The sequence below is a fragment of the Pseudoxanthomonas sp. LjRoot125 genome (assembly GCF_964252705.1).
In the GTDB taxonomy this organism is placed as follows: Bacteria; Pseudomonadota; Gammaproteobacteria; order Xanthomonadales; family Xanthomonadaceae; genus Pseudoxanthomonas_A.
The window spans coordinates 2,284,379-2,298,686 of the sequence record NZ_CAXUOY020000001.1 but is presented as its reverse complement, the minus strand read 5'-3'; the positions used below and the strand labels follow the sequence as shown (position 1 = coordinate 2,298,686).

Here is a 14,308-nt window from a genome sequence, read left to right as displayed (position 1 = left end):
GAAGGGATCGCGAGCAAACTGTCAGCTGCGTTGACCGTGCAGGACGTAAGGCTGCGTGGTGCCATCGGGCAGTACGAACTCCACCGTATAGGGTTGAACGCGTCCGTCGGGCATCTCCATGCCAGGAGAACCGGCAGGCATCCCCGGTAGCACCAATCCACGGCCTACCGGGCGCTCACGCAGCAGGCGCAGGATGTCCTGCACCGGCACATGACCTTCGACGATGTAGCCATCGATCTCGGCGGTATGGCACGAGCCGCGTCCATAGGGAACGCCCAAGCGCGCCTTGATCGGGTTGAGGTCTTCGCTGTTGTGCACCTCAACCGTAAAACCTGCTTTCTCCAGATGCTCCACCCACAGTTGGCAGCAACCGCAGGTCGCACTCTTATGTACTTTGACCAACGGCAACGGACGCTGCGGTTGAGTGACCTGCTGCGCAGCCGCCGATGTCGGAGATTGGGCGTCCGATGCCGCCTCTGAATTGACAGCCGATTCGGGGCGCGCGCATGCGGTCAGCGACAAAGCCGTGGCCAGCAGAAAGAGACAGCTGCGTGAAGTGTTCATCATGCTTCCTTAAGAGATGCCCGAGCGCCGAGGCGCTCGGGCGTGGAGCCGGGGCAGCTCCATGAAGGGATCAATGCTGGTGATCGTGGCCGTCATCGGCCTTGGGAGCTGGCTCGGCTGGTTTGGCTGGCATGGAGCCGTGCTGATCGTGCTCGCCCTCGGACTTGGCCTGCGCAGGTTGCTTTGCCGGCTCGGCCGCATGCACGTGCGTCTTGCCGTCGGCATGCACATGCGTGGTGCCTTCCTTAGGCTTGCTCATGTCCATGCCCATGCCACCTGCTTCATGCCCCTGGCCATGGCCATGGCCATCACCCATCTCTTCGCTATCACCGCCGCCATGGTGATCTGCACCCGCTTCCTCGCCATGCGAGTGCCCGCCGGTCTCACCGCCACCGTGTGAATGGCCATCACTGCTGGCTACCAACGCCTGGTAGCCGGCCTTGTCCAGCTTGGGCAGCTTCTGCAGGAAGGCCGACATGTTCCAGATGAACTCATCGTCCATGCTGCCGCCCCACGCAGGCATGCCGCTGGCCTTGATGCCGTGCTTGATCACCCAGAACGCCTCAGCTGGACCCACCGGGTGCTTGCTTAGGTTTGGTGGCGCGGGGTACAGACCCTTGCTCATCTCGGTGGCCGCCGCATCTGGCGAAAGATGACAGGTCACACACATAGCGTTGTAGTTGCCCGCACCCTGGCGGATACGCTCAGGATCATCCAGGTTCGTGGGTACCTGAAGCTTGGCGGCGCGCACCTCAATGGAACGCTCACGCGCCGTTTCAAGTAGCGCATACACCGGGCGACTATGCGGATCATCAGCGGCCACGTTGTACACGCCCAGAGAGACCGCGGCGGTTGCGACCACCGCAACCAATGCCACGCCGGCGCCGAGCCATACCCACATCTTCTTGTTGGATTTCATTGTCAGTTCCCCTTAGAACCAGGTACGAAGGCCGATGACCAAGCGCGTGTCTTCAAAAGACTCGCCATGCTCGCGTCGCATGTCTGCGGTATTGCCAAACGCACGCTCATACACCACGCCGATGTAGGGAGCGAACTTTCGGGTGAACTCATAACGAAGTCGCAGGCCCGCCTCAGCGGTACTCAGACCCGAACCTATTCCGCGCAATGGATCGTTCTTGCCATACGCCGTGACCTCCACCAGCGGCTGCAGGATCAGCCGATTGGTCAGCAGCAGTTCGTACTCGGCCTCGACATTGGCAGCAGTCTGGCCGCCTTCGCCGAGATAGGCTGTGGCGGATACTTCGAACTTCATCGGTGCCAAGCCCTGTACGCCGATAGCGGCGAAGTTCTGCGAAGCCCCCGGCTTGAAGTCATGGCGCACACCGGCCACCACATCCCACCACGTGGAGATACTGCGGCCGTAGAGCACTTCCAGATCAGCCGACTCGGTCTGACCATCTGTGCGTTCGCCTTCACTGCGGAACCAGACGCGATTGAGGTCCGTACCGATCCAACCCTGACCCTCCCAACCCAGCCCGGTGCCCGGATCGGCATCCCAGGCTTCCAGGCGATTGAGCAGTACGTAGCTCTTGATCGAATTGTCATGCACCGGATGCGCGTGTGCGGGCGCGATGGCCGCCTGACGATCAGCCTCGGTCACCGCAGGAATCGGGGTGCGCGGCTGCGTTGGTGCGACAGGCCCATGTCCCATCTGACTGTGGTCCATGCCCTCCATCGATTGCATGCCAGCTTCTGGCGTAGCGGATGCGGGCGAACCGTGGCCCATCTGCGAATGGTCCATCCCCTGCATCGCAGGCGTGGACGTGCTGGAGGCGTCGGACGCAGCGGGCTGTGCCATCTGACTGTGATCCATGCCCTGCATCGGCTGCGTCTGCGCTTTGGGCGCTGCAGGTGTACTCGCGGGCGAGCTGTGCCCCATCTGCGAGTGGTCCATGCCCTGCATGGCAGGCTCGGCTGCTTGAGCCGGCGGCGCGGCATGGCCCATCGCCGCATGATCGATAGTCGCTTCGCTGGTCTTGGCCGGTGTTGTAGGTTTGGGGGCTGGCGCAGGCTTTGATGTCGGCGCCTGATGTGCAGAGTGATCCTGAGCCTGGGTCTGCGCGCCCTGCTCCATCGGCATGGAGCCGTGCTGCATGGATTGGGCGCTGGCCGCATTGGCCAGGGCCAGCGAGATAGCCAGGGTCAGCGCAGTCAGGGTGGTATTGCGTCTATTGATGTTCATTCGTCGACCCTCACCGTGCGCATCATTCCGGCTTCCATGTGATAGAGCAGGTGGCAATGGAACGCCCAGCTGCCCAACGCATCGGCACGCACGCGATACGTACGTCGGCTGCCTGGCGGCATGTCCACCGTGTGCTTGCGCACCATGAAGTTGCCGCTATCGTCTTCCACATCGCTCCACATGCCGTGCAAATGGATCGGGTGGGTCATCATCGTGTCGTTGACCAATACGATGCGCATGCGCTCGCCGTAGTTCAGCCGTAGCGGCTCGACATCGGAAAACTTCTGACCATTGAAACCCCAGGAGAATTTCTCCATGTGTCCGGTCAGATGCAGCTCGATCTCGCGACCGGGGTCGCGTCCGTCAGGGTCTTCAAAGGTGCTCTTGAGCATGGAATACGTCAGTACATGACGGCCGTTATCGCGCAGGCCATTGCCCGGATCGTCCAAGCGCGAAGTCACGCTCATGGCTTGGTTGTCCAACAGCGGATTGTTGGTCTCGCTGGCAGGGTGTGATTGCATGCCCCCATGCTGCATGCCGGCCATGGCACCATCGCCGGCGGCGGGCATCGCGTGACCCGCATGGGCCGAGGCCTCATTGCCGCTGGCAGGTGGGGTCATGCCGGGCATGCCCATGGCTGCACCACAGCCGCCTTCCATGCCCTTGCTGCCGCCAGACATATCCATCGATCCATGATCCATGCCCATGTCTGCCATCGTCAGCAGCGGCCGGGGATCCACAGACGGAAGAGGCGCGCGTAGTCCTTCGCGCACGGCGAGCGTGCCGCTGACGTAGCCGGTGCGACCGGAGTCCTGGGCAAAGATGGTGAATGCGTCCTGCCCGGAGGGCTCCACGATCACATCGAAGGTTTCTGCTACTGCAATGCGGAACTCGTCGACCGAAACCGGATGGACGTACAAGCCATCCGCCGCGACCACGGTCATCTTCAACCCCGGAATACGCACATCGAAGTACGTCATGGCAGAGCCATTGATGAAACGCAGACGCACCTTCTCGCCACTGCGGAACAACCCGGTCCAGTTGCCCAGAGAGGTCGTGCCGTTCATCAGGTAGGTGTAGGTGTTGGCGTTGACGTCGGACAGATCCGTGGGCGTCATTCGCATCACGCCCCACATCTTGCGATCTTCCAACGTGGCCGACAGACCATTGCGCTTCACATCGCGCGCGAAATCGCCGACCGTGCGCTTGTAGTAGTTGTCATGGCCCGGCATCTTCTTCAAACGATCGAACAGGGCCGTCGGGTCCAGGTCTGTCCAATCGCTCAGCATCACGACGTAGTCGCGATCGAAGCTGAAAGGCTCTGGCTCCAGTGGATCGATCACGATCGGTCCATAAAGCCCAGCTTGTTCCTGGAAACCTGAGTGGCTGTGGTACCAGTAGGTTCCGCCCTGATGCAGGGTGAACCTATAGTGGTAGGTCTCACCACGTCCGATGCCGTCAAAGCTCAGGCCCGGCACGCCGTCCATGTTGGCCGGCAGAATGATGCCGTGCCAATGGATGGAAGTATCCGTGCCATGGAGGGAGTTGGCCGGCAATGCATTGGAGACACGCAGGTTGACCGTGGTGCCTTCCCGCCACCGCAGCAACGGCGCCGGAACGGACCCGTTGACCGTGATCGCGGTGCGGGTCTTGCCGGTGAAGTTCATCGGCGTCTCGCCGATGGTCAGGTCAAACTCGGTGCCCGACAATACGTTGGCTTGTCCGGGGCCCTTGAGCGCCCAACTGGCTTTGGGCCAGAACCCCAATCCTGCGACTGCGCCTCCCAAGGCCAAGCCTTGGACAAATCGCCGCCGCGAAGGCAGCAGCGGTCCACCATGTGGACCACGAAAATCATCATGCGACATGTAAATGCTCCAAGCGTCGTGTTGCCACCGGCAGGCGGTGGTACAGAGCGGGTGGCTGGCCTATACAGGCATGCAAGCCACACCAACGGCGCCATTGCGGCGCCTAGGGACGCTTAGCCGATCGGTGGTCGGATCAGATGAGGCAAGGCAGGCGCCGGATGCCCCAAGGGCAGCGGCATGACATCCAGGCCCAAGGCCAGTTGTACCGAAACATGCAGGCGCGCAGGCAATGCGCTCGCGCACGCGTGCACGCAGGCGCACCGGCACGCAGACGACTTGCAACAGTCGGGGCCGGCATGATCGCCGTGCCCAGTGCCAGCCTTTTCAATCGATGTGGCATCGGGATGATGCTCAGCACTGTGATGGGCGACGCAGTCTTCGTCGACTTGCACCGCGGCAGCGACTTCGCTGGCCTGCTCTTCCATCACCGGATTCATACTGACCGACGCAAACGCCGACCACGCCCCGTTAAGCACGAGCATGGCGATCAGGATCAGTCGCAGTAGAAGTGAGGAGGCTGACACGGGTGACATGGTAAATCACTTTAGACAAGGCGCGCGTGTATCGGTCGTGAACAAAATCTCAGGCAGGCCTGAGATGCCGCGCCCCGTTAGTCGCGCTAGCCGCGCCCACTGGTGTTCCATCCGGGGGCGCTCCAAAGGGCCGGGTTGAAGCGAAGTGCTGCCCATAAAGCGAGCGACCGTACGGCCTACTTCTCGGATGTGCTCTCGATCAGCTTCACCAGCTCGCGCTTCTGCTGCTTGCTGAGCGAGCCCCAGCGTAGGAGCAACTTCGCCAGCAGATCATCATCGGTGTACAGCAACGCGGCGGGGATCCCCAACGCTTGAGCCAACCGCTCAGCGGTCTCCAGCTTCGGCTCGTGCTTGCCACGCTCGTACTGGTTGATTCGGGGGCTGGCCACGTGAGGATCCAGACCGGCCCGGATGCCCAACTCCTTCTGCGACAAGCCCGTGTGCAGGCGGGCTTGTTTGAGGCGTCGAGCGAAGGTCGGTGTTGAGTCGACTGACAAAGTCACGCGCGCACCCCATGGAGACCCCATAAGGATGGCGGATGTACCCTGCCTTGCATACTAAGATATTCTTAGCTTTGAGGCAACCGGCGACCCCGGTAGCGCTGCCATCGCCAGGAGCCACGCCGCTCCCTCACCCCCGGAACCCGCATGCCCGGAACCTCGTCAATGACGCCATCTGGGGTCGCCAGCATCGAGGCGTTGGGGCTTCGTGGCACCCTTTTCCTTGCCGCGCTGCTGGCCGCGCAGCTACGACGCATACCGGTGGCGCCCACACGCCGCTCCACCTTGCTGGTGCTGGACGCCTTGCGAGACTTGGCCCTGATCCAAGTTCCCTGGCCAGCGGATCGATGGCAGATCCGACCCGATGCCGAGGTCACGCCCATCGAAGATCTGCAATGGGCTTTCGCCTGGTCTACCCACGAGCGCAGGCACCTGCTCCCGGTGCTGGAAGACCAACTCGGTGATATGGCACACGATGTAGAACTGGCGGACGCAAAACTAGAGCTGTGGGATGAACTTGCACTCTGGGAGACCGAGCAGTTTCTAGAGCAGCAATTGCTCAAACATCACTTCGACCCAGGCTGGGCACGTGATGTGGGGTTCGTGTTTCAATCCGGACCGCGGGGTCTGCCGATCGCGCAGTGGCGCTATTGTTGCTGGGCGGCGGTACGCCAAGGCGCGTCGGTGGCAATGCGTCTTGGCGTGCACGACAGCGCCCATGTGCGCGAGGCCATCTTTCAAGAGGTCAAGAAGCGCTTGCGCTACCTGATGACCAGTTCGCCCCAGCAAGGCATGTTCAAGCCCTACCATCTGGCACCGGAGTCCTCAGTAGCCAAGCTGTTCGTAGACTGGGTCGTACCTATGGAATGGGCGTACTGGACTGGGGAGCGCTATCCCGGCCGCTAGCAGGCAAACGAGTAGCCTCGTTAGTCCGCTCCCCCACCCTGCGTACTGCTGCGCCGGGTTCTCTTCACCGTATTTTGTGCCGGCGTCAGTTGATTCAGCAGGGGCTCCAGCGCTTCAAGACGCGCGTTGGCACGCAACGCATCGGCTTCAGCGCTCTGGCGGCGCTCACGCTCCTGCGCAAGGGTGTCTTGGACTTGAGCTAGCTCGCTGCGCAGGGCATCCAAGGCCTTGACGTCAGTCTTCCAGCGCTCCTGCAGTGCCATGTGGTCCGTTGCGGTCTGGCGCAACGCCACGATCTCGCTGTGTTGGCCTTCGTGGACCTGCCTCAACTGGACAAGCTCACGCTCAATCCGCCCATGGCGCTCCAGCCATTGGCCATTGTCGCGGTTAAGCACCAACAGCTCCTGATTCTTCGCGCCCAAGGCTTCATTGGCCTGACGTAAGGCTACTTGCAGCTCTTGGATCTGATGCTCGTGACGGCGAAGCTCTTGCTCGCGCTGCTCTTTGGTTGAAGCGCGGTAGTGCTCGAGCGCTTCCCGGGCGTGGGCATGCTTGTCCTCCAGAGAACGCGTATGCGCCTCGTAATCAGCCAGCCGCACCGTCATGCCGGCGATGCGCTCATTCAACTGGGCGATTTCCGCGACCTTGTCGCGCAGATTCTGCTGAAGTAGGGCGTGAGCGGCTTGCTCTTGCGTCAAGCTGGTCTCAGTGCGCTGCAGCTGACTGCCCAGGGCAGCGGCTTCCTGTTGGGCGGTGGAAAGCGCTTGTTGCTGACGCTGGAGTTCGGCCCCATGGCGTTCTCGCTCCCTGGTGAGGATCGCTTCTGCCTCCTCTTGAAGTCGCGCAGCCAGGCGCGCGACCAAGTCTTGCAAGGCCTCACTCACGGCCACCGCACGTGACGGACCGCCGCCCTCCTCCTCTTCCAGTTCACGCAAGTAGCGATGGATCGTGGTCTTGGAGCCCGTGTTGCCCAGAGCCACCCGAACCGCGTCCACGGAAGGCTTCTTGCCTTGGGCCAGCAGCGCGTCACGCGCTTTCTGGACATCCCCTTTGTAGAGTCCTGCGCGCGCCATGATGCTGTTCTCCAATTATTTCGTAATGTATTACATACCATGTAATTACATACTAATAAAGAGTGCAGGCGGCCGTTCGGCGGCGGCTTTGCTCAGGCGGGATAATGTTGAATTATCCCGCGTGATCGGCCGCCAGCCGCCTCCGGGGTGTCTCACCCGTACGAAATCCGCCCCACTGGCCCGGTTTAGTATGAACGCCATGCCGGCGTGTCCGGATGGCTCCGGGCGCCGTGCTCGCGCTGCAGTCGTACAGGGATGAACCATGCCGATCGAACGAGTCGTCATCGAGAACTTCAAGGCGTTTGGCCACCTGGATTTGCCGCTCAACCCCCACATGAACCTGATCGTGGGCAACAACGAGGTCGGCAAGTCCACGCTATTGGAAGCTATTCATGCTGTCGTGACCGGCCAATTGCACGGACGAGGCATCGCCTACGAAATCACCCCCTACCTGTTCCACCAACCGGCTGTCGACGAGTATCTGGCACGTCTGCGGGATGGACAGCCTGGTTCGCCTCCGCGGATCGTGATCGAGGCTTACCTCGGACGGGATGCCACCCTGGCTTCATTGCGGGGTACCAACAACTCCCTCGGCGCTGACATGGCCGGCATTCGGCTGCTGATCGAACTCAACGAAGACTATCGCCCCGAGTTCGATGCCTATTTGCGCGAGCACCAGGGGGGCAGCTTGCCGGTGGAGTACTACACCATCCGCTGGTATTCCTTCGCCAACAATGGCGTCACCGCCCGCAGCATCCCATTCGACTCCACGATAATCGATACCACCAGTGCCAAGACCTTTTCAGGCACGGATCGCTACATCGGCAGCATCATCGACCAGGTGCTTTCTCCGGCTCAGCGCGTGGCCTTGTCGCTGAGTTATCGCCGCATGCGGCAGAGCTTTTCCCAGGAAACGGACGTGGCGGCCATCAACACGTTCCTGGCCGAAAATGCGGGCGATGTCAGCAATAAGACGCTGACCGTGGGTGTGGACACCTCGGCGCGGTCGACGTGGGAGGCCAGTCTGTCTCCCTACCTGGACGATCTTCCTTTCACCCACGCCGGCAAAGGCGAACAGAGTGCGGTCAAAATGAAACTGGCCATGCGCGCGGCCGGTGCTGCGCACGTGCTGCTGGTAGAAGAGCCCGAGAATCATCTGTCCTTCTCCAGTATGACCCAACTGATCGACAAGATCGCAGCTCTGTCCACCGCCCAGCAAGTCATCATTGCAACGCATAGCAGCTTCGTGTTGAACAAGCTCGGCGTGGACAACGTGATCCTCTTCAGTGCACGCGGACACATAAAACTGGACCAACTGCCGACCGATACGCACGACTACTTCATGAAGCTGCCGGGTCATGACACCCTGCGGTTGATCCTGGCCAAGCAGGCGATCCTTGTCGAGGGCCCCTCGGACGAGTTGATCGTCCAGCGAGCCTTCAAGGATCACCACGGCGTGTCGCCGTTGGCCCGTGGCGTGGACGTGATCTCGGTCAACTCCCTGGCCTTCAAGCGATTTCTGCAGATCGCCCAACGCCTGGATATCCCAACCGCTGTCGTTACCGACAACGACGGCGACGTAGCCCTGCTGCAGGAACGCTACGCTGATTTCCTGAACTACATCTACTATGACTCCGATGAGGACGCACCCTCGCTGGAGCAACAATTGATCAAGGCAAATACGCTGGCGCAATTGAATCTGGTGTTGGATAAAACGTTCGCCGATGAGGCGGCGCTGTTGAAGTTCATGAAGGGCAACAAGACCGATACAGCGTTGGCCATCTTCAATAGTCCCCACTCGATCGTGTTTCCGGACTATGTCCAGCGTGCCATCGCCTAATCAGGTACTGCTCTCGGCGGCCGGTTCGGGCAAGACGACGATGTTGGTGCGCCAGTCCCTGGCGCGCCCGCAACGCCGGATCGCCATCCTGACCTACACGCTTGAGAACCTGGAAGAGATCAGGCGCGCGTTTGAACGGCAGGCTGGCGCCGTGCCGGCGCACGTGTCGCTCTACAGTTGGTACAGCTTTCTGCTGCGCGAGTGCATTCGGCCCTATCAGGCGGCGCTGTGTGCCCAGCCCCGCGTGGAGTCCATCCTCTTCGTTGAGGGCAGGACCAACAATCGTGCTCCCCGTAGTCAGGTGGCTCGTCACTATCTGGCCGGCGATCGAATATATTCCGATCGCGCCGCTGACTTTGCCGTGCGCTGCGATGAGCTTACCCAAGGCCGTGTCATCGAGCGTTTGGCGGCCATGTACGACGAGCTCTACATCGATGAGGTCCAGGACTTGGCCGGCTACGACCTGGACCTGGTCGAGCGCCTGCTCTCCAGCGGCATCGAGATCACGCTGGTGGGTGATACCCGCCAGGCGACCTACGCCACCAACCATTCTCCGCGTCACCAGCAATACCGTGGTGTGGCCATGATGGGGCTTTTCCAAGCCTGGCAGGCGCGGAACTTGTGTCAGATCCAGCATCGGGTGATCAGCCACCGCTGTGCGCAGTCGCTGTGTGATCTGGCCGATGCGCTGTATCCGCAGATGCCGCGCACCGAGTCAGGAAATAGCGAGCTGACCGGGCATGAGGGCATTTATGTGGTGGCACCCACTCTGGTGCAAAAATATGTACTGCAGTTCGCGCCCACCGTCCTGCGTTACGACCGGCGGGAAGCCTGCGATGGCTATCCTGCGGTCAACTTTGGACAAGCCAAGGGACGGACATACTCCCGCGTGCTGATCTATCCCAATGGCCCCCTGGCCCAGTTCCTGCGCACCGCTGACGCCTCCCGTATCACCTCACCGGCGAAGTACTACGTGGCGTTCACGCGGGCCCGGCAAAGCGTGGCCTTTGTCCTGGCAGGCGCCTGCGCCTGGCCAGGGCACCAAGTCTATGAGTCCCGAGACTAGTCGGGTGCTGCTCCCACGCTGCCGGCGCGCCCGGTGGGCTGCACAAGGCGTTGGTGTTCGGCCTGGCCTTTGGCCTGCTGGCGCTCTCTGGCGCACTGCTATGGCGAGCACGCGCTCCTCCGTGCCCAGCCGACCCCAGGCTGGCCGCCACCTGCACGCGATTGCGACGGATCAGCGTTTGGGTTGTGGGGCGTAGCAGCGCTCAGCACGACCTTGGGAACGGTGTTTGCCTTCGGTTGGATTGGTTGAGGGTTCGGAGGGCGGCAATGCCGCCCTCCGCTTTACCTCTTTTCGATAGGCCCACGGGTCGGTTGCGCCGGTGCCGGCCCGGGATCGTTGAATGTCAGGTGTAGTTCTGTTACGCCGAACTGAGTGGCGAGAATCTGGCCCACGACGGCCTGCACTGTGGCCAGGTCCACCGCCGATGAGGCCACTGTCACCGTGGCCTGAATGCCCAGCCCGGATGCGGCAGGCATCCACCGCAGATCGTCGACCGCCTTCACCCCGGGATCGGCGAACATCGCCGCACGCACAATTTCCAGGTCAGGCTTGGGCATGATGCTGCCTCATGCGAGCGCCGTGGTCGGGAGAACGGGCCGGTCGCGCTCTCGGTGTAACCACCGGTACAGCACGGGCAATACAAACAGGGTCAAGGCGGTCGAGGACAAGATGCCACCGATCACCACGGTCGCCAGGGGCCGCTGGACTTCCGAACCCGCACCGACATTGAGAGCCATCGGCAAGAAGCCCAAAGAAGCCACCAGCGCGGTCATCAGCACCGGACGCAGCCTGCCGAGCGCACCATCGCGCACGGCCTCATCCAGCGGATCGCCTTGTTCGCGCAGGCGTCGGATGAAGGCAATCATGACCAAGCCGTTCAACACCGCCACGCCCGATAGGGCGATGAAGCCCACGCCGGCGGAGATGGACAACGGAATTCCGCGCAGCGCCAGCGCGATGACGCCGCCGGTCAGCGCCAGCGGTACCCCGCTGAACACGATCGCAGCGTCCTTTGCCGACCCAAAGGCCATGAACAGCAGAGCAAATATGAGAGCCAAGGTGACCGGAACGACTACGGAAAGGCGCTGGCTGGCGGAGATCAATTGCTCGAACGTGCCTCCATAGGCCACCCAGTAGCCTTCCGGCATCTTCACTTCCTCGCCGATTTTGGTGCGCAAATCTCCCACGAAACTTCCCAGATCGCGTTCGCGCACATTGGCCGTGATGACCACGCGTCGCTTGCCGTTCTCGCGGTTCACCTGGTTCGGTCCACGCTCGACTTGGATGGTAGCGACCTCACGTAACGGCACGGTCCGAGGGCTACCGCCACGCCATGTCGCCTCACGGCTGGACTCATCGGGACTATTGTCCTCGGGCAACGGAATCGGCAGGTCTGCCAGCACCGCCGGATCTGAGCGCAATGTTTCGGGTAGCCGGACCACGAGAGCGAAGCGACGATCGCCTTCAATGAACTGGCCCGCTACCTGACCACCGATAGCGGTGGCCACCGTCTCCTGCACATCTCCTGGATTCAATCCATACCGTGCCAGCGCTACCGGGTCTGGGGTTACCGTGAGCAACGGCAGTCCGCTCACTTGCTCAGACTTCACGTCCTCAGCACCAGGCACTTCACGCATTGCCCGCTCGATGCGGCCAGCAAGTCGTGCGAGCTGATCCAGATCATCGCCATAGACCTTGATCGCCACGTCCGAGCGGACGCCGGAGATCAGTTCGTTCGTGCGCATCTGGATGGGCTGGGTGAACTCATAGTTGCTACCGGGGATTTTCTTGGCGGCTTGCTCCAGTTCTTCGATCAACTCTGCCTTGGGCTTGCGGGGATCTGGCCACTGATCCCGCGGCTTGAGCATGAGGAACGTGTCGGCCATCGAGGGGGGCATCGGATCGGTGGCTACCTCGGCGGTACCGATCTTGGAGAAAATGTTGGCCACCTCGGGAAACTGCGCCAATCGCTTCTCCAATGTTTCCTGCATCGCCACCGATTGCTCCAGACTCGTGCCTGGAATCCGCATCGGCTGCAGCGTGATGTCGCCCTCATCCAGGCTGGGCACGAACTCCGATCCCAGCCGCGTGGCCAGGATGCCGCACGCGACCACCAGTACCGTGGCGCCGCCCAGTACGGCCAATCGACGGCGTAGCGCCCAATCCAGCAGCGGCGTGTAGCGAGCTCGTGACCAGCGCATCAGTCGGTTATCGTGCTCGGCCACGCGTCCACGCAGGAAGGTTGCAATGGCCGCTGGCACGAACGTCAGCGACAGCATCATCGCGCCGGTCAGCGCCAGGACGACGGTAATGGCCATGGGGTGGAACATCTTCCCCTCGACGCCGGAGAGGGCAAAGATCGGCAGATAGACGGCCGCGATAATGCCCAGGCCGAACAGGCTCGGTCGAATGACTTCCGCCGTTGCCGAAGCCGTCAGGTCATATCGCTCTTGATCGTTGAGTTGCCTGCCCAGCGCATTCTGCGCCTCGCCGAAACGACGCAGGCAGTTCTCGATGATGATGACCGCACCATCCACGATAAGCCCGAAGTCCAACGCGCCCAGGCTCATCAGATTGCCCGATACGTTGCCTCGCACCATGCCGATGATGGTGAACAGCATGGCCAGCGGGATCACAGCTGCGGTGATCAACGACGCCCGGACATTGCCCAGTAACAGGAACAACACCACCACCACCAGAAGCGCGCCTTCGATCAGGTTCTTGGCAACGGTCCCTATGGTGCGATCTACCAACGCCGTGCGGTCATACACCGCCTTGGCGTGCACACCTTCGGGCAGACTGGCGTTGGCAGCCTCCAGCTTGGCCACAGCGGCCCGAGAAACGTCGCGACTGTTGGCGCCAAACAGCATAAAGGCCGTACCGACGACCACCTCATGCCCGTTCTGCGTGGCCGCGCCGGTGCGCAGCTCCTTGCCTTCGCCAACGGTGGCGACATCGCGCACGCGGATCGGGACGCCATCACGACGATCCAGCACGATGCTGCCGACCGCGTCCACATCCCGTAGCTGGCCCGGTACGCGCACCAGGAACTGCTGCCCGTTGCGCTCGATGTAGCCGGCTCCCACGTTCTGGTTGTTGCGCATCACCGCGCCAACAACGTCTTGGAGCGTGAATCCCAGGGCTACCAGTTGCGCTGGATCGGGAGTGATGTGGATCTGCCGTTCAAAGCCACCGATGGTGTTGACCTCGGTCACCCCAGGCGTGGTGCGCAGTTGCGGGCGGATCACCCAATCCTGCAGCGTCCGCAGGTCCGTGGCCGTGTACGGGGAGCCATCGGGCTTGCGGGCATCGGGCTCGGCTTCCACCGTGTACATGAAGATCTCACCTAGACCGGTAGAGATCGGCCCCATCTCAGGATCTAGCCCCTCAGGAAGCTGAGACGTGATTTGCTGCAGGCGCTCGGCGACCTGCTGGCGCGCGAAGTACAGGTCCGTCCCATCCTTGAAGACGACCGTCACCTGCGATAACCCATAGCGAGACAACGAGCGGCTGTAGTCCAACTGGGGCAAGCCGGCCATCGCCGTTTCAATGGGGAATGTCACCCGTTGCTCGGCTTCCAGCGGCGAGTAACCTGGCGCCTGGGTGTTGATCTGGACCTGGACGTTGGTGATGTCGGGCGTGGCGTCAATGGACAGCTGACGATAGCTCCACACGCCGAGCGCAATAAGCGCTGCGGTCAGTACCAGCATCAGCCAGCGATGGCGAATGGAAAAATGGATGAGGCGTTCGAGCATGGC

At 61.8% G+C, this 14,308-nt stretch carries 12 protein-coding genes; 3 read left to right on the top strand and 9 right to left on the bottom strand.

Going from position 1 to position 14,308, the window contains the following annotated elements:
• Positions 1-21: 21 nt before the first annotated feature.
• The 6 genes from ACSION_RS10625 to ACSION_RS10600 all read right to left on the bottom strand — a co-directional run bounded on the left by ACSION_RS10625 (position 22) and on the right by ACSION_RS10600 (position 5,692).
• On the bottom strand, positions 22-564 hold the full coding sequence (locus ACSION_RS10625; protein WP_080955570.1) for a DUF411 domain-containing protein: 543 nt from the start codon (positions 562-564) through the stop codon (positions 22-24).
• Between the two features lie 70 nt (positions 565-634).
• Positions 635-1,483 (bottom strand): c-type cytochrome, encoded by an 849-nt coding sequence (locus ACSION_RS10620; RefSeq protein ID WP_228903386.1) that lies wholly within the window; start codon positions 1,481-1,483, stop codon positions 635-637.
• 12 nt (positions 1,484-1,495) lie between these two features.
• Positions 1,496-2,767, bottom strand: coding sequence for a copper resistance protein B (locus ACSION_RS10615; RefSeq protein ID WP_046934796.1), 1,272 nt, complete (start codon positions 2,765-2,767; stop codon positions 1,496-1,498).
• On the bottom strand, positions 2,764-4,632 hold the full coding sequence (locus ACSION_RS10610) for a copper resistance system multicopper oxidase (RefSeq protein WP_046934797.1): 1,869 nt from the start codon (positions 4,630-4,632) through the stop codon (positions 2,764-2,766). Before ACSION_RS10610 ends, ACSION_RS10615 begins: the two co-directional genes overlap by 4 nt.
• A 113-nt stretch (positions 4,633-4,745) precedes the next feature.
• Positions 4,746-5,165: a transcriptional regulator CopL gene (gene copL / locus ACSION_RS10605; protein WP_046934798.1), complete on the bottom strand. Its 420-nt coding sequence runs from the start codon at positions 5,163-5,165 to the stop codon at positions 4,746-4,748.
• 176 nt (positions 5,166-5,341) lie between these two features.
• Entirely contained in the window at positions 5,342-5,692 is a 351-nt protein-coding gene (locus ACSION_RS10600; protein WP_046934799.1) for a helix-turn-helix domain-containing protein, read from the bottom strand.
• Between the two features lie 120 nt (positions 5,693-5,812).
• Here ACSION_RS10600 and ACSION_RS10595 point away from each other — a divergent pair, with 120 nt between their 5' ends.
• Complete coding sequence (locus tag ACSION_RS10595) at positions 5,813-6,571, top strand: hypothetical protein (protein WP_228903388.1); 759 nt, start codon at positions 5,813-5,815, stop codon at positions 6,569-6,571.
• Between the two features lie 20 nt (positions 6,572-6,591).
• On the opposite strand, the gene ACSION_RS10590 is transcribed toward ACSION_RS10595, so the two are convergent.
• Entirely contained in the window at positions 6,592-7,644 is a 1,053-nt protein-coding gene (locus ACSION_RS10590; protein ID WP_054668669.1) for a DNA-binding protein, read from the bottom strand.
• A 262-nt stretch (positions 7,645-7,906) separates the two neighbouring features.
• Between ACSION_RS10590 and ACSION_RS10585 the strand changes: the two genes are divergently transcribed.
• The gene (locus ACSION_RS10585) at positions 7,907-9,484 is read left to right on the top strand and encodes an ATP-dependent nuclease (RefSeq protein ID WP_312771612.1); all 1,578 of its coding nucleotides are present in this window, start codon (positions 7,907-7,909) and stop codon (positions 9,482-9,484) included.
• Entirely contained in the window at positions 9,462-10,550 is a 1,089-nt protein-coding gene (locus tag ACSION_RS10580; protein ID WP_046933399.1) for a UvrD-helicase domain-containing protein, read from the top strand. The genes ACSION_RS10585 and ACSION_RS10580 overlap by 23 nt, the downstream gene beginning before the upstream one ends.
• A 281-nt stretch (positions 10,551-10,831) precedes the next feature.
• On the opposite strand, the gene ACSION_RS10575 is transcribed toward ACSION_RS10580, so the two are convergent.
• Both ACSION_RS10575 and ACSION_RS10570 read right to left on the bottom strand, forming a co-directional pair.
• A complete protein-coding gene (locus tag ACSION_RS10575; RefSeq protein WP_046935218.1) occupies positions 10,832-11,107 on the bottom strand; it encodes a hypothetical protein in 276 nt (91 codons plus the stop codon).
• Positions 11,108-11,116: 9 nt separating this feature from the next.
• Positions 11,117-14,305, bottom strand: a complete 3,189-nt coding sequence (locus ACSION_RS10570) for an efflux RND transporter permease subunit (RefSeq protein WP_046935219.1) — start codon at positions 14,303-14,305, stop codon at positions 11,117-11,119.
• Positions 14,306-14,308: the final 3 nt, after the last annotated feature.